Source organism: Gimibacter soli, assembly GCF_028463845.1.
Taxonomy (GTDB): Bacteria; Pseudomonadota; Alphaproteobacteria; order Sphingomonadales; family Kordiimonadaceae; genus Gimibacter; species Gimibacter soli.
The window spans coordinates 509,505-528,305 of record NZ_CP116805.1; the positions used below are offsets into that span (position 1 = coordinate 509,505).

Sequence of the window (18,801 nt, forward strand, 5' to 3'; positions counted from 1 at the left end):
CCAACGCCTACTTGTCAGGGCCCCGGCGGTCTGGGTAAAGTGGCCGGGCTCATGCAGAACAAATCAGGGACAGGCAGACAGTGACAGGCGTAAAGGGAGTGAAACGGACAGCGGGCAAGAAGCCCGGCAAGGCTCAGGCTGCGGCATCCCGCTCCCCGCGCCGCGTTTCCTCGAAACCCGCTGCCCGCAAGGGTGGTGCGGCGCCGATCCTGCCGCCTGCCGTCGTGACGGGTCTGAAGTCCACCGCCTGGCGTGGTTTCGGCCTTCTCCTGATGGCGCTTGGCGTCATGCTTGTGCTGTCGCTCGCGACCTATAATCCGATGGACCCGACGCTCAATCGCATCGCGGATGGCCCTGTCACCAATATGATGGGGGCGCCGGGCGCGGCGGTTGCCGATATCCTGATGCAGACGCTGGCGCTTGGCGCCTATCTCCTTGCCTTGCCGCTGCTCGTCTGGGGCTTCAAGATCGCAAGGCTCAAATGGCTGCGCCTTTTCTGGATCAATCTCGCCTTCCTGCCGGTTGGCGTGATCCTTCTCTCCACCGCGATCAGTGTGGTGGCACCGGGCGGCGATTTCCCGGTGCAGGCGGGCTATGGCGGTGCGCTTGGCCAGATGTTCTACAGTTATGTCATCACGCTTTTCGGCGCGCTGGTGCTGCCGAAATGGATTTTCGCGCTCGTTTTCGTGGCGCTGGGCTTGCCGGCCTATGCTGTGTCGCTGGCGCTTTCGGGCGAAGAATGGCGCACCATCGCGCGCGGCATTTATATCGCCGTGGCGATGAGCTGGCGCTGGCTCAAATGGGGCCTCGCCCATAGCGTTCTCGCCGTCGTCAAGGCAGCCGGCTTTGCCAAGGGCCGGGTGGCGGAACAAACGGCCTCGCGCCGCGCCGCGCGTGCTGTACGCCGCGAACCGGTGATCGGTGAAGCAGCCGACCACGCCCCCGTCTTTGTGGACACTGAGCCCGATGACGACGACCTGCCGCCTTTTGAAATGGACGAAACCCCCGCCAGCCGCAGCCGCGTGAAGGCCCGGCAGGACCCGGTGAAGGGTAAGCGCGAGGAAATCGAGGCCCAGCGTGCCTTCGATCTGGGCGACAGTGACGGCTTCCGCCTGCCGCCCTTGGAACTCTTGGCCCCGCCCAAGCCCGGTGAAAAGATCGACAGCCTGTCGACCGAGGCACTGGACGGCAATGCCCGCATGCTGGAAAGCGTGCTTGATGACTTTGGCGTCAAGGGCGACATCAATGACGTTCGCCCCGGCCCCGTTGTCACGCTTTATGAGCTCGAACCCGCCCGCGGCACCAAATCGGCCCGTGTGATCGGCCTTGCCGACGATATCGCCCGCTCGATGAGCGCGATCTCGGCCCGTGTGGCCGTTGTGCCGGGTCGCAACGCCATTGGGATCGAACTGCCGAACCAGAAGCGCGAAACGGTTTACCTGCGCGAACTGCTGGCGAGCCGCGAATATGAAATGACCAAGGCCCGCCTGCCGGTGGCGCTTGGCAAGGATATCGGCGGCGCTCCGGTGATCGCTGACCTCGCCACCATGCCGCACCTTCTGGTCGCCGGTACTACGGGCTCGGGCAAGTCGGTCGGCATCAATACGATGATCGAGTCGCTCCTTTACCGGCATACGCCCGAAACGCTCAGGCTGATCATGGTCGACCCCAAGATGCTGGAACTGTCGATCTATGACGATATTCCGCATCTCCTCACCCCTGTGGTGACCGAAGCGAAGAAGGCGGTCGTGGCGCTCAAATGGGCGGTGCGCGAGATGGAAACCCGCTACCGCAACATGTCGCGCCTTGGCGTGCGCAACCTTGCGGCTTTCAACAAGCGGATCGAGGAAGCCCGCGCCAACGGCGAAGAGCTCGTGCGCGAGGTTCAGGTTGGTTTCGACAAGGAAACTGGCCAGCCGATGTATGAAGAACAGCGCTTCGACTTCCAGCCGCTGCCTTATATCGTCATTATCATCGACGAGATGGCTGACCTGATGCTGGTTGCCGGCAAGGACGTGGAAGCCACTGTCCAGCGACTGGCGCAGATGGCACGGGCGGCGGGAATTCACCTGATCATGGCGACTCAGCGGCCGTCCGTTGACGTGATCACCGGTACGATCAAGGCGAACTTCCCGACCCGGATCAGCTTCCAGGTCACCTCGAAGATCGACAGCCGCACCATTCTGGGGGAGCAGGGCGCCGAACAGCTCCTTGGCATGGGCGACATGCTTTATATGGCGGGGGGCGGACGCATCACTCGCGTGCATGGTGCCTTTGTCTCGGACGAAGAGGTACAGTCCATCGTCGATCACCTGAAACTGCAGGGTCAGCCGGACTATAAGGCGGAAGTCACCGAAGAACCTGAAGAAGGCTTCGACAGCCCGTTCATCCCCGGTCCATCCGGCGGCGGCAATAGTGGCGATGATGCCAGCCTCTATGATCAGGCGGTGGATATCGTGCTGCGTGACAGGCGGCCCACCACCAGCTATATCCAGCGGCGGCTGAAGATCGGCTACAACAAGGCCGCCTCGCTGATCGAGGAAATGGAACAACAAGGCGTGATCAGCGCGCCCAATGCCAAAGGCCAGCGCGAAGTACTGGTCCCGGCACGCGAGGAAGAATACTGATGAAGCGCGCTTTTGCGCCCCTCCTTCTCTCCCTTTCGGTCTTTTTCTCAGGCATGGCAGCGGCGCAGGAAGCCGAACTGCCGCCCCTTGAGGAAGCGACGATGGAGGAAGACCCGATCTTCGCTGCCTTCAAGGCGGTGGAACGCTATTTCCGCGAAACCCAGAGCCTGAAGGCCGGCTTCGTGCAGCATGCACCCTCGGGCGAGATCACCTCGGGCATGGTCTATATGGCACGGCCCGGCCGCATCCGGTTTGATTACGCGGGCGATGTGCCTTTCCTTGTGGTGGCGGACGGTGAAGCCCTCAACCTTATCGACTATGAAGTCGGGCAGGTAACGCGCTGGCCGATCGACGATACGCCCTTGCGGCTGCTCCTTGGCCGCGATGTGGATCTTGCCCGCCTTGGCGCGCAGGTGCAGGCGGCACCGGGCGGTGACGAGCGGATTGTGGCCGTGCATGCGCGCGACGAAAACCGGCCCGAGCTTGGCACCATCACGATCTTTTTCGAACGCCGCGCGGGCGAGCCCGACACGCTGACGCTGAAAGGCTGGCTCGTGAAGGATGCACAGGCGCAGGAAACCTATGTCGAGCTCGTGGACGCCATCCTCAATCCCGAGCTTGAAAAGAAGCTCTGGACGTTTGAAGACCCGCGCGGCCTTTCCAAGCGCCGCCGCACGCGCTGAGGGGATCATCATGGCTGATATCGATATCGACGATCTTCTGGAAGAATTGCCGACCCTTTCGGGCGTCGCCGCCTTCATCGCGGTCGTCAACAATATGCACTGGTTCCGCACGCTTGGCGAAACGCCGTCGGATAACGACCGGCGCATTGCCGAAGCTTACGGCCCCGCACTCGGTTTCCCGGAAGCCGAACCCGCGTTCCTGTTTGACTGGGAAGATGCGGCGGCAGCAGCGGAATCGAACGATATCAACAGCCCCTCGTGGGAAGCGGAAGAGCAGCTTCGCGCCTCGCTCACCGATGATCTTCTGGCGGTGCTTGACGAAGATACGTTCGAAATGGTGCTGACGCATATCAATGAAAGCACGATCCCGGCGATTGAAGCGGCGGCCGAAGATGCCGCGGATTATCTCAGGATCGACGACGGCGAGTTTGTGCGCGCCGCCGCCGGGGCCGCCGTGCAGGCGGTGCATCAGGCCGCTCTTGTGATGCTGACCGGGGCCGATGACGATCACCCCTTCGCGCTCCGTTTCCGGCTTTTTGAACGCGGGCGCTGGCCCATTGGCGTCACCGGCGCCAGTTTCCTCATCTACTGACCGACGAAAGGATCAGCCCTTGCGCATTGTTACCTGGAACATCAACTCGGTCAGGGCCCGGCTTGATATTGTCGAGCATCTCATCCGCACGCATCAGCCCGATGTGCTGTGCCTGCAGGAAACCAAGGTGATGGACCCGGATTTCCCGCGCCGCTTCTTTGAAGATCTCGGGATGCCGCATCTGGCCATCAAAGGCCAGAAAAGCCATCACGGCGTGGCGATTGCCGCGAAGGCGCCGTTTGCGGAAAGCTATTCGCTGGACTGGTGCGGCAAGGGCGACGCCCGGCATATCGCGGTGAAGCTCACGACAGGCCAGACCGTCCACAATTTCTATGTGCCGGCAGGCGGCGATGAGCCTGACCCTGCGATCAACGACAAGTTTGCCCACAAGCTGCAGTTTCTGGACGAGATGATCGAATGGTCGAAAAAGCTCGCTGAGCCCTCGATCCTCGTGGGCGATATCAACGTGGCGCCGCACCCCGATGATGTTTGGAACCACAAGCAGCTTCTGAAAGTCGTCTCGCACACCCCGGTGGAGACCGACAAGCTGTTCACGCTTCTGGATGCGCACCAGTGGGTCGATGTATGCCGCGAGATCGTGCCGCTTCCCGAAAAGCTCTATAGCTGGTGGTCCTACCGCTCGCCCGACTGGTCGAACGCCGACAAGGGCCGCAGGCTCGACCATGTGTGGACGAGCCCGTCGCTGAAAGCTGCGATCCGCGGGGCAAAAGTGCTGCGCGACGGGCGCGGCTGGGGCGAAAAGCCATCTGACCACGCACCCGTCGTCGCTGATTTCGAGTTTTGAAGAAATTTCTCGTCATGCCGGGCTTGACCCGGCATCCAGTGGTGCTTGCCGCAAATATGGACCCCGGATCAAGTCCGGGGTGACGAGTTCTATCAGCCGAGCGCCTGCAGGCTGTAGCCGCCGGGCTCGGTGATCAGCAATTGTGCTGCACCGGGCTCGGGCTCGATTTTCTGGCGCAGGCGGTAAACGTGGGTCTCCAGCGTGTGGGTGGTCACACCTGAATTATAGCCCCAGACCTCCGTCAGCAGCTCTTCCCGGCCAACCGGCTTGCCGCCGGCGCGGTAAAGATATTTCAGGATCGCCGTTTCTTTCTCGGTCAGGCGCACCTTCTTGCGGGCACCCTGGTCCTCAAGCAGTTTGCCTGCCGGGCGGAACTGGTAGGGCCCGATATGGAAGGTGGCGTCTTCGGTCTGCTCGTGCTGGCGCAGATGGGCGCGCACGCGGGCCAGCAGCACGTTGAAGCTGAAAGGCTTCGTCACATAATCATTCGCGCCAGCATCAAGGCCAAGGACGGTATCGGCATCCGAGGTCACACCGGTCAGCATGATCACCGGGGTCTTGATCCCGTTCTTGCGGATGCGGCGGCACAGTTCGCGGCCGTCCATGTCGGGCAGGCCCACGTCCAGCACCAGAAGATCGGCCTGGTTTTTGGAAAGCCAGTCGAGCGCGGCGCCGGCCGTGCCTTCCTGATGGGTGGTGAACTCGTCACAAAGCGCCAGCTGGTCGGCCAGCGTCTCGCGCAGATCTTCGTCATCGTCCACAAGCAGGATTTTGCGGGTCGCCATGTTGTTTGCTCCTTGGCCTTTGCTGTCGTGTCTTGTGCCTCGGGCTTCGAGTATGCCCGAGCTTTGGTCCTCTATAAAGTGGCGGCAGATTGGCAACAGTCAAACTTGCTCACAAATGTTTGATTGGCATCGCGCCGTATGACACAACAGGTTCCCGTGCAATGCCCATGAGTGAAGCCTTAGCCCATGCTCGATTTTCGTGACAACCTGACGCCTGTGAACCGGGCCGCCGACGATTTGCGGCGCGGCCTGCCGGTCGTGGTGGCGGGCGCGGATGGCAAGGGATTGGCACTTCTGCCGCTGGAGCTTGCAAACGGCCCGGCGCTTGACGCGTTCGAGGCGGTGGCCGGCACCGGCTTCCTGATGGTGACAGGCCAACGTGCCGAAGTCCTGAAGGTCGGCCACAAGGGCTGGCCCGTGGTGCGCCTGAAGCGCCCCGGCTGGATGGAAAGTGCCGATCTTGCGGCCCTTGCCGACCCGACGCTCGATCTTGCCTCGCCGCTCAAGGGCCCGTTCACGCGGATCGATCACCCGGACACGGACACCGACCGGGCGGCCCTGAAGCTCCTGAAATGGGCGCGGCTGTTGCCTGCGGCCCTTGCGGCTGAAATTGACGACGCTGCCACCGTTGCTGCCCGCGAAGGCTGGCTGGTGGCGAATGCGGATGCCGTGCTGGCGGTTGACCTGTCGCAGGCAAGTGCCCTCAGGATCGTGGCGCGTGCCCTGGTGCCGCTCGCGGGCGCTGAAAAGACCGAGCTTGTCTCGTTCCGGCCGCTGTCGGGCGGGATCGAGCATATCGCGATTGTGGTGGGTGACCCTTCCCGCCATTCACCGGTGCTGGCGCGGCTTCACAGCGAATGCTTCACGGGCGATCTTCTCGGTAGCCTCAAATGCGACTGCGGCGAACAGCTGCGCGGCGCCATCAAGGCAATTGGCGAAGCCGGCGGCGGCGTTGTGCTGTATCTCGCGCAGGAAGGCCGGGGCATCGGGCTTATCTCGAAACTGAAGGCTTATTCGCTGCAGGATCAGGGCTATGACACGGTCGACGCCAACACCCGGCTCGGGTTTGATGTCGACGAGCGCGTCTTTGCGCCGGCGGCTAAAATGCTGAAAAGCCTCGGGTTCTCGACCGTGCGCCTGATGACCAATAATCCCGAAAAAGTCGCCGCCCTCGGCCGTTTCGGGATCGAGGTCACTGAGCGGGTCCAGCATGCCTTTCCGCCGAACCCTCATAATGTCGGCTATCTCGCGACCAAAAAGTCGCGCACCGGCCATATGCTCTGATCATGCCACAGGTCTGGACCGTCACGCCCTCGGCTGATGATGCCACCAAAGGGCAGCTCTCCGGTCCGCTCCTGAAGGCGCCGTGCGCGCTCGGCCGATCGGGCGTGGTACCGGAAGCTGACAAGACGGAGGGCGACGGCGCAACACCTGCTGGCACCTATGCGCTGCGCCGGGTTTTCTACCGGCCTGACAAGGAAGCAGCGCCGGTCACCCGCTTGCCGGTGATGGCGCTGAACCCGACGCTCGGCTGGTGCGATGACCCTGAAAGCCCCGATTATAACCGGCTCGTGCGCCTGCCGACCGGTGCTTCGCACGAGAAGCTGTGGCGGGATGATGCCCGCTATGACCTCATCCTCGTGCTTGGCCACAATGATGCACCGCCTGTGCCCGGCAAGGGCAGCGCCATCTTTGTGCATGTGGTGGAACCCGGCTTTGTGCCGACACAAGGCTGTGTCGCCTTCGAGGCAAGCGCCTTGCGCTCGCTCCTCCGGTTAGTTGCGCCAGACGACCTTTTCCGGATCGGGCGGCTTTAGGCCCGGTTGCCGAAAATGGCGGTGCCGACGCGCACATCGGTTGCCCCCATCGCGGCGGCGAGCGCGAAATCGCTGCTCATACCCATCGATAGCCGTGCGAGGCCGTGGCGGGCAGCCAGCTTTTTCAGAAGCGCGAAATGTAGGGTCGGGTCATCGTCCACAGGCGGGATCACCATCAGGCCAACAACATTCAGGCCGATCTCGCGGGCGTGGGCGAGAAGGCCGGGCAGTTCCTCAAGCGAGACCCCACCCTTTTGGTCCTCGCGGCCGGTATTCACCTGAATATAGACGGGCAGCTGGCGGCCCTGCGCATCCATTTCCTTCTTCAGGGCGTCGGCGAGCTTGATGCGGTCAAGGCTGTGAATCTCGTCAAACAGCGCAACGGCATCGCTCGCCTTGTTCGATTGCAGGCTGCCGATCAGGTGCAGCTCTACATCCGGGAAACGTTCCTTGAGGGGGAGCCAGCGGCCCTCGGCCTCCTGCACGCGGTTCTCGCCGAAAACGCGGTGGCCGGCCTCAAGTGCCTCGACGACCCGGTCTTCTGGTTGCATCTTGGAAACTGCAATCAGGCGTGGCTGCACGTCGGGTGCACCGGCATGGCGGCACATGCGGCTGATGTCTTTGGAGACCTGGGCGAGATTATCGGCAACAGACGTGCTCATGTCCTGTCCTTGTCGTGGCAGCTATTCGGGGGCTGGAGGCTTCAGGGAGCTATGTGGTATGAGGCCGTCATGGTCAAGCCCTTCACGCCAGTCCGCCATCAGATTTGCCGCCGCGCCGGGGTGTGCGTTGCCGTCTATATCGCAGACCGCGGACGCGGCGCTGATCCGCTTTCGATCATTCGCCATCTGCCTGCCGGCGCGTTTGTCCTCTACCGCGATTATGATGCGGTGGACCGGGCCGCGTATGCACGTGGCCTCGCCAGCGCCTGCCGGAAGCGGCACTTGCCACTCATCGTCGCAGGTGATGCGCGTCTGGCCCGTGCGGTGAAGGCTGACGGCCTCCACCTGCCGGAATATCAGCTCTATCGTCGCCCGGCGAGCTGGCGCGGGCTGCTGACGGCTGCGACCCACAGCCGACGCGCGCTCCATTTCGCCCGGTTGCGCGGGGTGGACCTTGCACTTGTCTCCCCGGTTTTTGAAACACGCAGCCATCCGGGTGCCCGCACGCTCGGGGTCCACCGGCTTGCCCGGCTCGTGCGCGGGGCAGGTGTTAGGTTCGCCGCACTTGGCGGCGTGAAAAAGGCAAACGCAGGCAGGCTGAGGGGGCTGCCCCTTGCCGCTATCGCCATGATGGATGGTTGGAATTAGGCCCTAGAAGCGGAACTGGCCGCCAAGGAAGACCATCTGCTCGCTTTCGGCCGAGAAGGGCGTTGCCACGATGCGGCTCGAATAATCGAGATAACGCACGCCGCCCTGCACGCCGATCCGCTCGGTCAGCCGGTAAGACGCGCCAAGCTCGACGGCCAGCACGTCGCGCGCGGCATTGTCGATGCCCATCAGGTCGGCGCCGGCCTTGTATTCGCTGAGCGAAAGGCGGGTCGCGAAGGCCCCTTGGCGCCACGAGAAGCCGACGTCATAGCCGGTCGAGCGGCCAGCGGCATGATCGGTAACCTGCAGCATGGCGGCGTCGATGGCAAAGCCGCCGAAACCAAGGCTGAGGCCGGATTCGATGCGTTCCTCGCCGGGGCTGACGCCAAACCCGAAGGCATCGGTTGCGGCCACGCGGCGGTCACCCTCGATCCGGTAGCTGCCGGAGAAGCCAAGACGGAACGCCGGGTCAGCCTTGTCCTTGCCGAAGGAAAGGGTCAGGTTGCTGTCCGCACCCGCCAGCGGCAGGCGGTTCACGCCCTGCGTGCCCGAAGGTGCCAGCAGCGAGGAGAAATCGGGAATATCGCTGGAAGTACGGCCACTGCCTATCGGGGCGGCGTTTTCCTGCAGATAGAAGAAGCCTTTTTGCTGCCCGTTGTCGTTCTGGCGCAGGCTCAGTTCCAGTTCCTTCAGGCCTTCGGCGCTGCCGTCGCGCGGCACAGGCTTCAGCCAGGCCATATGTTCGGCCATGAAGAGATCGAGGCTTTCAAGGAAACCGTTCGATTCAAAACGGGTACTGTCCTCTGCCCCGGAGGGAGCAGAGACAAGCGCGGCAACAAGAAGTGCCATTCCCGTCCTGGTCAGTCGTTTCATTGTTCGTTCCTCGAAACACGAAGGGGCACCTCGGCCCACACACGGCCCTGGAACCCATGGGGGTACACGCGGCATATCCGTTGATACGCTTTAACCGCCCATGTCCCTTTAAGGTAAGGACGATTTTTGTGCGAGGGCAAGAGGGCGGCGTTAATAAATACTGGCTGTGACCCGGAGGCCACTGTTTGTCCGCTTTTCTGGCTGGTCAGGGGGCGGTGAGGCCGCTATAAGGCCAAGGAGCATGGCGGCAAGTCCCATTTTGGGCATGTCTATGCCGCTGGAACGATAGCGAAGAACGGGAACCCAGGTATGATTCGATTGGTGCGGTTTGGCATGGTGGCAGTGGCTTCGATGATGCTCGCAGCCTGCGGCATTTTCGGCGGTGGCGACGAAGTCGACGCGCAGAAGATCGAGGCGCGGACCACGGCGCTTGGCGTCAATGGTTACCTGTGGCAAGCCACGCTTGAAACCCTGTCCTTCATGCCGATTGAAAAGGCCGACCCGGCTGCAGCCGTGATCCTGACCGGCTGGCAGACCGATCCCGCCACCCCGAGCGAGCGGGTGAAGGTGATGGTGCGTTTCCTCAGCGAAGACCTGCGTTCCGACGGCATCAAGGTCAGCGTTGTGCGGGAAGCCGATCAGGGCGGCAACTGGGTGGCGGTGCCGGTGCAGGCCTCGACGGCGCTGACGATCGAGGAATCGATCCTCGCCAAGGCCCGGACCCTGAAGGTCGGTACTGTCCGCTAAGGGCGGACGCACACTACCAAGAATTTTCCGGGTCCGGGACATGCCGCACGTCAGGCATGGCCGGACCCTTCAACTATCCGAGTGAATATCATGTCGCGCTACAATGCCAAGGCAACCGAAGCGAAATGGCAGAAGGTCTGGACAGACCGCGCCAGCTTCAAGACCGATTCCACCAGCAGCAAGCCCAAATATTATGTGCTTGAGATGTTCCCGTACCCGTCGGGCCGCATCCATATGGGCCATGTGCGGAACTATACGCTTGGTGATGTGGTTGCCCGTTTCCGCCGTGCGCGCGGCTTTGAAGTGCTGCATCCGATGGGCTGGGACGCCTTCGGCATGCCGGCTGAAAACGCCGCGATGGAACGCAAGGTCCACCCCGCCGACTGGACCTACGACAATATCGCCAACATGCGTGCCCAGCTGAAACAGGTTGGCCTCGCCATCGATTGGGACCGCGAGATCGCGACCTGCGACCCCGAATATTACGGGCAGGAACAGCGCATCTTCCTCGATTTCCTTGAAGCCGGCCTCGTTTACCGCCGCGAAAGCTGGGTGAACTGGGATCCGGTCGATAATACTGTGCTCGCGAACGAGCAGGTGATCGATGGCCGCGGCTGGCGTTCGGGTGCGCTTGTCGAGCGCCGCAAGCTCAGCCAGTGGTTCCTCAAGATCACCGATTTCGCCGACGAGCTCCTTGACGGCCTCAAGACGCTTGACCGCTGGCCCGATAAAGTCCGCCTGATGCAGGAAAACTGGATCGGCCGTTCGGAAGGCCTCGAGTTCACCTTCAAGGTCGATGAAACCGGCGAAGACCTGCCGGTTTACACCACCCGTCCGGACACGCTTTTCGGCGCCAGCTTCTGCGCGATTTCGGCTGACCATCCGATTGCCGCGAAGCTCGCTGAAGAGAATGCCGAGCTCGCAGCCTTCATCACCGAATGCCGCCAGACCGGCACCAGCGAAGAAGCGCTCGAGAAAGCGGAAAAGCGTGGCTACAACACCGGGCTTCATGTGATCCATCCGCTGGACAGCAGCTGGAAGCTGCCTGTCTATGTCGCCAACTTCGTGCTGATGGAATATGGCACCGGCGCCATTTTCGGCTGCCCGTCGGGCGACCAGCGCGACCTCGATTTCGCCCGCAAATACGGCCTGTCGGTCGTGCCGGTCGTTATGCCGGCGGACGGCGACGCTGCCACCTTCACGGTTGGCGACGAGGCCTACACGGGCCCCGGCGTGATGATCAACAGCTGCTTCATGGACGGCATGGAAGCTTCGGCTGCCAAGGCGATGATCATCGACAAGGCGGAGGCCGATGGCTGGGGCACGCGCCGCGTGAACTTCCGCCTGCGCGACTGGGGCGTTTCGCGCCAGCGCTACTGGGGCACGCCGATTCCGGTGATCCACTGCGAAGCCTGCGGCGCCGTGCCGGTGCCGGCGAGCGACCTGCCGGTGAAACTGCCGGAAGATGTGAGCTTCGACCGGCCGGGCAACCCGCTTGAACATCACCCCACCTGGAAGCATGTGAATTGCCCCTCGTGCGGCAAGCCCGCGCGCCGGGAAACCGACACGATGGACACGTTCGTGGACAGCAGCTGGTATTTCCTGCGCTTCTGCACGCCCGAACGCCATGACGTGCCGTTCGACAAGGATATCGCCGACAGCTGGATGCCGGTGCGCCAGTATATCGGCGGGATCGAGCATGCGATCCTGCACCTTCTGTATGCCCGCTTCTTCACCCGTGCGCTCCACAAGGTTGGCCGTGTTGGCATCACCGAACCCTTTGAAGGCCTCTTCACGCAGGGAATGGTGAACCACGCCACCTACAAGGACACAACCGGCCAGTGGGTTTTCCCCGAGCTTGTGCAGTCGCGCGAGGACGGCACCTTCTACCGCACCGACAACGGCCTTGATGTCGTTGAGGGCCGTGTCGAGAAGATGTCGAAATCGAAGAAGAACGTGGTCGATCCCGACGACATCATCGACCAGTACGGCGCCGATACCGCCCGCTGGTTCATGCTGTCGGACAGCCCGCCGGAGCGCGATCTCCTTTGGACCGAAGCCGGGATCGAAGGCGCATGGCGCTTCACGCAGCGCCTGCATAGGCTGGTGACCGGGGCGCTGGAGACGATGGCGCCGAAGGGTGCCGCGATGCCGGCGAGTCTGTCGGAGAGCGCGCTGGCGCTTCGCAAGGCCGCCCATAAAACGATCGACGGCGTGACCGGCGATATCGAGGCCCTGCATTTCAACAAGGCAGTGGCGCGGCTTTACGAGTTCGCCAATGCGCTTGGCGCCGATACCAAAGGCGAGGGTGCAGCTGAAGCCGTGCGCGAGGCTTGCGAAATCCTCGTGCAGCTGGTTGGCCCCATGATGCCGCACATTGCCGAGGAACTGTGGTCCAAGCTCGGTCACACGACCCTTTTGGCCGATACGCCGTGGCCGGTTGCCGACAAGGCACTTGTCGTGGACGATACCGTCACGCTTGCGGTGCAGGTGAACGGCAAAACCCGCGACACGATCGATGTGGCGAAGGATATGCCGAAGGACGAGGTCGAGAAGGTGGCGTTGGCGAACGACAAGGTCGCCAGGTTCCTTGACGGCGTCACCGTCCGCAAGGTCATCGTCGTGCCGGGCCGTATTGTCAATATCGTTGCGAACTAGGAGCCTCTGACCCATGCGCCTTGCCCCCGTCTTCGCCCTTGCCGCCGCCCTGCTGACCGCTGCCTGCGGTTTCCAGCCGCTCTATCAAGGTGGTGCTGACGGGGCGGTGCGTGGCGGGATCGCGGGTGTCGAGGTCGGCCCGATTGCCGACCGGCTGGGGCAGGAGATGCGCAACCGCCTGATCGAACGGATGGGTTCGGGCGAGGGCAGCGATTACCGGCTGGATGTGGTGCTGAACACCGAAACCGAAGGCTTCGGTATCCGCTCGGACGCCGCCGCCACGCAGGAACAGATGATCCTGACGGCCGCCATCCGCCTCACCCCCATCGGCACCGACACACCGGTGATCGAGGATACCCTGCGTGCCCGCACGTCTTACGATCTTGTGCTGTCGGATTATGCGACGGTCGCCGAGCGGGAAGATGCCGCCCGCCGCCTCGCCTTTGAACTTGCCGAGCGTATCCACCGCCGCCTTGCCCTCTATTTCAATCAGAAGGACAAGGAAAAGACCGGCCAATGAAGGTTGCACCCCGCGACATCGAAGCCGTTTGCCGGTCGCTGCCGGCCGGGGTTCGGGTCGTGCTGGTGTATGGCCGGGACGAGGGCCTCGCGCGTGAACGCGCCACCCGCATCGGCAAGCAGATTGCCCCCGATCTTTCCGATCCTTTCCAGGTTGCCCGCCCCGATAATGCGACGGTGAAGGCCACGCCGTCGCTTCTCGTTGATGAAATGTCGGCCATCTCGATGCTTGGCGGGCGCCGCCTTGTGCGCCTTGAAGGTGCCGGCAACGACATGACAGACGCGGTGAAACTGGTGCTGGCCGACCCGCGCGGTGACGGGCTTCTCCTCATCACGGCGGGGGACCTTGATGGCGGCTCGTCGCTCCGCAAGGCGGTTGAGGGCGGCAAGGATGCGCTCGCCATCGCCTGCTATGAGGATAATGCCCGCGATCTCTCGGGCCTTGTGCAGGAAGTGCTGTCCGCTGCCGGGCTTCGCGCCAGCCGCGATGCGATGGCCTATCTGATTGAAAACCTGGGCGGGGACCGTGCCGTTTCGCGCGGGGAGCTCGACAAGCTTGTCCTTTATAAGGGCAATGACAAAAGCGAGATCACGCTGGATGATGCCCGCGCCTGCGTGGGCGACACGGCGGCCTTCGCACTGCATGAGATTGCCTCTGCTGTGACTGCGGGCGACATGAAAAAGCTGGAAACGGGGCTGGAGCGCGCCTGGATCGCCGGTGAAAGCCCCATCGCGATCCTCCTGCTGCTCTCTCGCCGCCTGATGCGCCTGCATTATGCGCGTGCCTTGATGACAGAACAGAATCTGGGCCCCGCCGAAGCGGTGGAACGCCTGCGCCCGCCCGTCATTTTCTTCGAAAAACCGGTCTTCACCGCCGATCTCGCCCGCTGGACCGCCCGGAAGATCGAACAGGCGCTCGATATCCTCATCGAAGCCGATCTCGAGTGCAAAACCACCGGCAACCCGGCGGAGGTTATCTGCGCCCGCGCCTGCCTGCGCCTCGCCAAAGCGGCGCGGTAAATCAGGCGGAAAAGCCGATTCGTTACAACGTGTTAGCGCTGGTCACGCCTGTGGATAACTTAGCTTCCTCTAAATTACCGTTAAGATTCAATTAACTAATTGTCTACCAGCAAAGTGCGGTTGACACTTCAACATTCTGTATAAAAAATCGATGCTGACCCAAGATGTAGTGGCTGCGGTGTACGAGACCGCAGCCACTATAAACCGCAATATAGGTGTCTGCCCGCGGTCAAAGGCGTTCGACAGGGAAATTCTACCCCAAACTTCTCAGGGGTCAAGGCAGACACGAGGCGAAGCTGACGAATAAAGGAGGCCAAAATGGCTGACGTCACATACCCGTGTTACAAACAACGAAAAGATGCTAGCGGTCAGTGGTATTGGATATACTACGCCAAAAATAAAGAAGAGATCGCGAGGAGTAGTGAAAGCTATCACAATCGTAGCGATTGTACTCATAGCATCAATTTGGTCAAAAACTCCAAGGACGACCAAATTTACTATTACGACTAATCATATGGGCCGGCTGTGTCTGTGTGTGGTACAGCCGGTCCGCATCTGGGTTTTTTTCGATCATTCCCACCTTTGGATATATCCAAATTTGACGCGGCAGGCTCACCCCTGCCCGTGGAGTTGCCGGTAGGCCGTCGGGCTCATGCCGAAACGGCGTTCGAATGCCTGAATGAGCCGTCCGGCGGTGCCGAAGCCTGAATGGGCAGCGACAGCCTTCAGCGGCAGGCCGGGGCCTTCCAACAGGCTACGGGCGGCGTCAAGCCGCAGGCGCTCGAGATACCGGGCCGGTGTGTCGCCGGTTTCCTTCACGAAATGACGGTGGAAGCTGCGCTCGCTCATGCCGGCGCGGGCGGCGGCATCGCTCACATTGATCGGACCGGCCAGATTGTCGGCCATCCAGCTGATGATGGCACCGCAGCTGCCGGCGGATTTCACCTGACCCTTCAGAAGCGTGCTGAACTGGCTCTGGCTGCCCGGCCGGCGGGCGTAAACCACAAGGCCGCGCGCGACCTTCATGGCGAGGTCGCGGCCAAGGTCGGCTTCCACAAGTGCCAGGCACATATCGATGCCCGCTGTCACCCCGGCAGAGGACCAGAGATCGCTGTCCTGCACATAAAGTGCGTCGGCATCGACACTGACCGCCGGATATAGCTCCTGCATGCGTCTGGCCCAGCGCCAGTGGGTGGCAAGGCGCTTGCCTTCGGCCACCCCGGCAGCGGCCAGAATGAAGGCGCCGGTGCAAACGGACCCCAACCGTCGCGCACAGCCAGCCGCCTTTCGCACAAAGGCTTGCAGGCGGGCATCGTTCGCGGCTTCTTCGGCCCCATGCCCCCCTGAAATCAGGACGGTGTCGGCGTCCTCTGGGTTGATTTCATCCAGCGGTGTGGCCTGCAGGGTGAGCCCGGCGGTCGTGGCAATCTCGCGGCCCTCAAGGCTCGCGAGCAACACCCGATACTGCGGCTGCGGGGACAGTTCGCTTGCCGAGGCAAAGACCTGCGCCGGGCCGGTGATATCCAGAATCTGGGCGCGGTCGAAGCCGACGATCACAATGGTGCGCATGGGCGCCCTCTCCAGTTTGGCAGAAAATACACATAATGTGTCATATCAGACAATCACGATCAAGCCTAGGATAGGGGCACAAAAAACCGAGACACGACACGAAGGAGAAAAACCATGACCATCGAAATCGGATTTCTGCTGTTCAACGGCATGACCCAGCTGGATTTTGCCGGACCTTTTGAAGTGCTATCCCGTGTGCCGGGTGCGCGGGTGCACCTGGTGGCGGACAGCCTTGACCCCATCACGGCAGACACGCACCTGCGGCTGCTACCCACCGTTACCTATGACGATTGCCCGGCGCTGAATGTTGTATGCGTGCCCGGCGGGCCGCATGTGGAAAGCGTTTACGAGAATGCGGCTGCCATCGATTTCCTGCGCCGGCAGGCCGCACAGGCGGATTATGTGACCTCGGTCTGCACCGGGTCCCTGATCCTTGGCGTTGCCGGGCTTCTGGACGGCTACAAGGCGACCAGTCACTGGACGTCGTTGCCGCTTCTCGCCCATTTCGGCGCGGTGCCGACCAAGGGCCGGGTGGTGACCGACCGCAACCGCATCACCGGCGGCGGGGTAACGGCGGGGATCGATTTCGGCCTCACAGTCGCGGCGGCGCTTGTCGGCGAAACGGCAGCCAAGATGATCCAGCTGGGCCTTGAATATGATCCGGCGCCGCCCTTCAACAGCGGCCATCCGGACGTGGCGGACAAAGAGATCACCGATGCGGTGCTGGCCGCCATGCAGGACCGGCTCGACACGCGTTTCAAGCGCGCGGCGGAATTCGCCTGACCCTCGACCTGGCTCACGACAGCCTTTAAAAAAGACGAACCGGCTGCAACCTCATGGATTGCAGCCGGCCCGCACTTCGGAGCTTTCCGCTCCCGGACTCTGGAGAGGTTGTTGCTCTTAATTCAGGGTTTCCGGGGTCGGTTCTTCTGCGCCTTGCTGTTCCTGGGCCATTTGAGCCCGGTACAGGGCTTCAAAATTGATCGGCTCAAGCAGCAGCGGCGGGAAGCCACCATCGCGCGACGCATCGGCAATGATGCGACGGGCAAACGGGAACATCAGCATCGGGGCCTGCACCAGGAGGAAGGCGCGAACCGCTTCCTCGGGCACGTTCCGGAGGCCGAAAAGGCTGCCGTACACAAGCTCGACAGCGAACGCGACCTGGTTCTTGCCGTCTTCGAGCGTGTTGTTGGCAGTGGCGGAAATCTTCAGTTCCACCTCGTAAACGTCGTCACCCAGCCGGTGCACGCCCACATTCACATTCACATCGATCGCCGGTTTGGCGGCGGTCATGTTCTGCAGGCTTGCCGGGGCATTCGGGTTTTCGAAGGACAGGTCCTTCACATATTGGGTGATCACGCCAACCTGCGGCATGTCGGCGCCATCCGGGGCGGGACCGCTCAGCGGGTTCTGGTCGTTCTCGAAAACATTGTCGGCCATGGTAAGTGCGTTTCCTATTTGGGGCGCCGCCGGTTTCGATGGCCACCCGGGATCGTTTTCGGGGGACACGGCTAGCACGGTTTGAAGGGGGGAACAACCCGGAATTCCGGGCTTTCCGGCAATTTCACAATTTGTCGATAGGGCGTGGCGGGGTGGTGTCGTCCTTTTCGGAAACCACTTCGCCCTCGATGATAATGACCCGGCCTGATCCACCCCGCGGGCGGACCATCAATCCGGCAGCACCCACCTTGATCAGCGCACTGCGCACCGGCGGGATCAGGAGAAGGAAACCGAGGCCGTCTGTCAGGAAACCCGGGATCATCAGGCAGAAACCGGCAACCAGGAGGAAGGCACCATGCACGAGCGTGGCGCCCACGGGCTGTCCGTCAGCGGCGGCGCGCTGCATGTCCAGCATCAGCCCTATGCCCTGATGGCGCACAAGGCCAAGGCCGACAACAGCCGTCAGGATGCAAAGGCCAACGGTCGACAAGGCGCCGATTTCGTCGCCCACGTCGATCAATACAGTCAGCTCCGCCACCGGCAGGCCGATCAGAAGAATGAGGAGAATCCAACCCATCGCTTGTTCTTTTCGTTCAACACTCCTATCTATTAGGGGATCATGGGCGCTGCCTTCAATGGTTTGGCGCTTTAAAAACTCTGCTGGGTCGACCTGGAACACGATACATGGAAATTTTCGACATCATCATCCTTGCCATGGTGGCCGGATTCATTTTCCTGCGCCTGAGGGGCGAACTGGGCAACAAGACCGGCAATGAACCCTTGCCGCCGTCGAACCCGCACCCGCGCGCCGCGGGGTCTGACCGCGTGGTCGACCTGCAGGGCCGCCCGGTTGACGATGCCGATTATGCAGCCCCTGCCGAGGCCGAAGCTGCCGATCCGCGCTTTGCGTCGGCCTTCAATGCCATGCGCCGGCTGGACAGCCATTTCAGCCCCGCGCAGTTCCTGAACGGTGCGGCGCAGGCTTATCCGATGATCCTCGAGGCCTTCTGGGCCGGTGACCGTGACACGCTTAAAAACTATCTGTCGCCCGCCGTTTTCGACCAGTTTGACGGGGCGCTGAAAGCGCGCGAGGAAGCGGGCCACAAGCTTGATAACCGTCTTCTTGACGTAACGGCTGCCGATATCGTTGAAGCGCGCCTTGAGGGCAAGACGGCTGAAATCACCGTCCATTTCTCGGCTGAAATCATTGCAGTCACCCGCGACAAGGACGGCAAGGCCATCGAAGGCAACCTGTCGGACAGCGTTGTCGTGAACGACAACTGGACCTTCGCCCGCGACCTGAAATCGCGCGATCCGTCCTGGAGCCTCGTCGCGACCCGCGCCGGCTGACCTGCC

Annotated in this window: 20 protein-coding genes; 14 read left to right on the forward strand and 6 right to left on the reverse strand. The window is 62.2% G+C overall.

Annotated elements, in window-relative coordinates; genetic code table 11:
• The first annotated feature begins 98 nt into the window (after positions 1–98).
• Genes PH603_RS02425 through PH603_RS02440 form a run of 4 tightly spaced genes read left to right on the forward strand, consistent with a single transcriptional unit; the run spans position 99 to position 4,707 of the window.
• Positions 99–2,627 (forward strand): FtsK/SpoIIIE family DNA translocase, encoded by a 2,529-nt coding sequence (locus tag PH603_RS02425; RefSeq protein WP_289504332.1) that lies wholly within the window; start codon positions 99–101, stop codon positions 2,625–2,627.
• Positions 2,627–3,310, forward strand: a complete 684-nt coding sequence (locus PH603_RS02430; protein ID WP_289504333.1) for a LolA family protein — start codon at positions 2,627–2,629, stop codon at positions 3,308–3,310. The genes PH603_RS02425 and PH603_RS02430 overlap by 1 nt, the downstream gene beginning before the upstream one ends.
• 10 nt (positions 3,311–3,320) lie before the next feature.
• Complete coding sequence (locus PH603_RS02435) at positions 3,321–3,902, forward strand: hypothetical protein (RefSeq protein ID WP_289504334.1); 582 nt, start codon at positions 3,321–3,323, stop codon at positions 3,900–3,902.
• A 19-nt stretch (positions 3,903–3,921) separates the two neighbouring features.
• Complete coding sequence (locus PH603_RS02440) at positions 3,922–4,707, forward strand: exodeoxyribonuclease III (protein WP_289504335.1); 786 nt, start codon at positions 3,922–3,924, stop codon at positions 4,705–4,707.
• Between the two features lie 92 nt (positions 4,708–4,799).
• Here the strand turns inward: PH603_RS02440 and PH603_RS02445 are convergent, their stop codons facing one another.
• Positions 4,800–5,492: a response regulator transcription factor gene (locus PH603_RS02445; protein ID WP_289504336.1), complete on the reverse strand. Its 693-nt coding sequence runs from the start codon at positions 5,490–5,492 to the stop codon at positions 4,800–4,802.
• A 186-nt stretch (positions 5,493–5,678) separates the two neighbouring features.
• Here PH603_RS02445 and ribA point away from each other — a divergent pair, with 186 nt between their 5' ends.
• A complete protein-coding gene (ribA, locus tag PH603_RS02450) occupies positions 5,679–6,776 on the forward strand; it encodes a GTP cyclohydrolase II (protein WP_289504337.1) in 1,098 nt (365 codons plus the stop codon).
• Between the two features lie 2 nt (positions 6,777–6,778).
• Complete coding sequence (locus PH603_RS02455) at positions 6,779–7,309, forward strand: L,D-transpeptidase family protein (protein ID WP_289504338.1); 531 nt, start codon at positions 6,779–6,781, stop codon at positions 7,307–7,309.
• On the opposite strand, the gene PH603_RS02460 is transcribed toward PH603_RS02455, so the two are convergent.
• Positions 7,306–7,971, reverse strand: coding sequence for a YggS family pyridoxal phosphate-dependent enzyme (locus PH603_RS02460; RefSeq protein WP_289504339.1), 666 nt, complete (start codon positions 7,969–7,971; stop codon positions 7,306–7,308). The genes PH603_RS02455 and PH603_RS02460 overlap by 4 nt on opposite strands.
• A gap of 69 nt (positions 7,972–8,040) precedes the next feature.
• On the opposite strand from PH603_RS02460, the gene PH603_RS02465 reads away from it, so the two are divergent.
• Complete coding sequence (locus PH603_RS02465) at positions 8,041–8,619, forward strand: thiamine phosphate synthase (protein WP_289504340.1); 579 nt, start codon at positions 8,041–8,043, stop codon at positions 8,617–8,619.
• Between the two features lie 3 nt (positions 8,620–8,622).
• Here PH603_RS02465 and PH603_RS02470 read toward each other — a convergent pair whose 3' ends face one another.
• Positions 8,623–9,492: a porin gene (locus tag PH603_RS02470; RefSeq protein ID WP_289504341.1), complete on the reverse strand. Its 870-nt coding sequence runs from the start codon at positions 9,490–9,492 to the stop codon at positions 8,623–8,625.
• A 309-nt stretch (positions 9,493–9,801) separates the two neighbouring features.
• On the opposite strand from PH603_RS02470, the gene PH603_RS02475 reads away from it, so the two are divergent.
• The 5 genes from PH603_RS02475 to PH603_RS16500 all read left to right on the forward strand — a co-directional run bounded on the left by PH603_RS02475 (position 9,802) and on the right by PH603_RS16500 (position 14,946).
• Positions 9,802–10,239, forward strand: a complete 438-nt coding sequence (locus PH603_RS02475; RefSeq protein WP_289504342.1) for a DUF3576 domain-containing protein — start codon at positions 9,802–9,804, stop codon at positions 10,237–10,239.
• Between the two features lie 90 nt (positions 10,240–10,329).
• A complete protein-coding gene (gene leuS / locus PH603_RS02480; RefSeq protein WP_289504343.1) occupies positions 10,330–12,897 on the forward strand; it encodes a leucine--tRNA ligase in 2,568 nt (855 codons plus the stop codon).
• A 13-nt stretch (positions 12,898–12,910) separates the two neighbouring features.
• Positions 12,911–13,417: an LPS assembly lipoprotein LptE gene (gene lptE, locus PH603_RS02485; RefSeq protein ID WP_289504344.1), complete on the forward strand. Its 507-nt coding sequence runs from the start codon at positions 12,911–12,913 to the stop codon at positions 13,415–13,417.
• Positions 13,414–14,436 (forward strand): DNA polymerase III subunit delta, encoded by a 1,023-nt coding sequence (holA, locus tag PH603_RS02490; protein ID WP_289504345.1) that lies wholly within the window; start codon positions 13,414–13,416, stop codon positions 14,434–14,436. The genes lptE and holA overlap by 4 nt, the downstream gene beginning before the upstream one ends.
• A gap of 318 nt (positions 14,437–14,754) precedes the next feature.
• Positions 14,755–14,946, forward strand: a complete 192-nt coding sequence (locus tag PH603_RS16500; RefSeq protein WP_353507361.1) for a YegP family protein — start codon at positions 14,755–14,757, stop codon at positions 14,944–14,946.
• Positions 14,947–15,048: 102 nt separating this feature from the next.
• On the opposite strand, the gene PH603_RS02495 is transcribed toward PH603_RS16500, so the two are convergent.
• Entirely contained in the window at positions 15,049–16,005 is a 957-nt protein-coding gene (locus PH603_RS02495; protein WP_289504346.1) for a GlxA family transcriptional regulator, read from the reverse strand.
• Positions 16,006–16,119: 114 nt separating this feature from the next.
• Here PH603_RS02495 and PH603_RS02500 point away from each other — a divergent pair, with 114 nt between their 5' ends.
• Positions 16,120–16,788, forward strand: coding sequence for a DJ-1/PfpI family protein (locus PH603_RS02500; RefSeq protein ID WP_289504347.1), 669 nt, complete (start codon positions 16,120–16,122; stop codon positions 16,786–16,788).
• Between the two features lie 117 nt (positions 16,789–16,905).
• Here the strand turns inward: PH603_RS02500 and secB are convergent, their stop codons facing one another.
• A complete protein-coding gene (secB, locus tag PH603_RS02505) occupies positions 16,906–17,445 on the reverse strand; it encodes a protein-export chaperone SecB (RefSeq protein WP_289504348.1) in 540 nt (179 codons plus the stop codon).
• 124 nt (positions 17,446–17,569) lie between these two features.
• The gene (locus PH603_RS02510; protein ID WP_289504349.1) at positions 17,570–18,022 is read right to left on the reverse strand and encodes an FxsA family protein; all 453 of its coding nucleotides are present in this window, start codon (positions 18,020–18,022) and stop codon (positions 17,570–17,572) included.
• 107 nt (positions 18,023–18,129) lie between these two features.
• On the opposite strand from PH603_RS02510, the gene PH603_RS02515 reads away from it, so the two are divergent.
• Positions 18,130–18,795 carry a Tim44/TimA family putative adaptor protein gene (locus PH603_RS02515; protein WP_289504350.1) on the forward strand — a complete coding sequence of 222 codons (666 nt, stop codon included), beginning with the start codon at positions 18,130–18,132 and terminating at the stop codon, positions 18,793–18,795.
• Positions 18,796–18,801 lie beyond the last annotated feature (6 nt).

Excerpts from the sequence above, each read along its gene's own strand:
- PH603_RS02460 (WP_289504339.1), bottom strand. The coding sequence starts at position 7,971 with ATGAGCACGTCTGTTGCCGATAATCTCGCCCAGGTCTCCAAAGACATC.
- PH603_RS02500 (WP_289504347.1), top strand. The coding sequence starts at position 16,120 with ATGACCATCGAAATCGGATTTCTGCTGTTCAACGGCATGACCCAGCTG.
- holA (WP_289504345.1), top strand. The coding sequence starts at position 13,414 with ATGAAGGTTGCACCCCGCGACATCGAAGCCGTTTGCCGGTCGCTGCCG.
- PH603_RS02470 (WP_289504341.1), bottom strand. The coding sequence starts at position 9,492 with ATGAAACGACTGACCAGGACGGGAATGGCACTTCTTGTTGCCGCGCTT.
- secB (WP_289504348.1), bottom strand. The coding sequence starts at position 17,445 with ATGGCCGACAATGTTTTCGAGAACGACCAGAACCCGCTGAGCGGTCCC.
- PH603_RS02465 (WP_289504340.1), top strand. The coding sequence starts at position 8,041 with ATGGTCAAGCCCTTCACGCCAGTCCGCCATCAGATTTGCCGCCGCGCC.
- ribA (WP_289504337.1), top strand. The coding sequence starts at position 5,679 with ATGCTCGATTTTCGTGACAACCTGACGCCTGTGAACCGGGCCGCCGAC.
- PH603_RS02510 (WP_289504349.1), bottom strand. The coding sequence starts at position 18,022 with ATGGGTTGGATTCTCCTCATTCTTCTGATCGGCCTGCCGGTGGCGGAG.
- PH603_RS02430 (WP_289504333.1), top strand. The coding sequence starts at position 2,627 with ATGAAGCGCGCTTTTGCGCCCCTCCTTCTCTCCCTTTCGGTCTTTTTC.
- PH603_RS02445 (WP_289504336.1), bottom strand. The coding sequence starts at position 5,492 with ATGGCGACCCGCAAAATCCTGCTTGTGGACGATGACGAAGATCTGCGC.
- PH603_RS02495 (WP_289504346.1), bottom strand. The coding sequence starts at position 16,005 with ATGCGCACCATTGTGATCGTCGGCTTCGACCGCGCCCAGATTCTGGAT.
- PH603_RS02475 (WP_289504342.1), top strand. The coding sequence starts at position 9,802 with ATGATTCGATTGGTGCGGTTTGGCATGGTGGCAGTGGCTTCGATGATG.
- PH603_RS02435 (WP_289504334.1), top strand. The coding sequence starts at position 3,321 with ATGGCTGATATCGATATCGACGATCTTCTGGAAGAATTGCCGACCCTT.
- PH603_RS02515 (WP_289504350.1), top strand. The coding sequence starts at position 18,130 with ATGGAAATTTTCGACATCATCATCCTTGCCATGGTGGCCGGATTCATT.
- PH603_RS02455 (WP_289504338.1), top strand. The coding sequence starts at position 6,779 with ATGCCACAGGTCTGGACCGTCACGCCCTCGGCTGATGATGCCACCAAA.
- PH603_RS16500 (WP_353507361.1), top strand. The coding sequence starts at position 14,755 with ATGGCTGACGTCACATACCCGTGTTACAAACAACGAAAAGATGCTAGC.
- lptE (WP_289504344.1), top strand. The coding sequence starts at position 12,911 with ATGCGCCTTGCCCCCGTCTTCGCCCTTGCCGCCGCCCTGCTGACCGCT.
- leuS (WP_289504343.1), top strand. The coding sequence starts at position 10,330 with ATGTCGCGCTACAATGCCAAGGCAACCGAAGCGAAATGGCAGAAGGTC.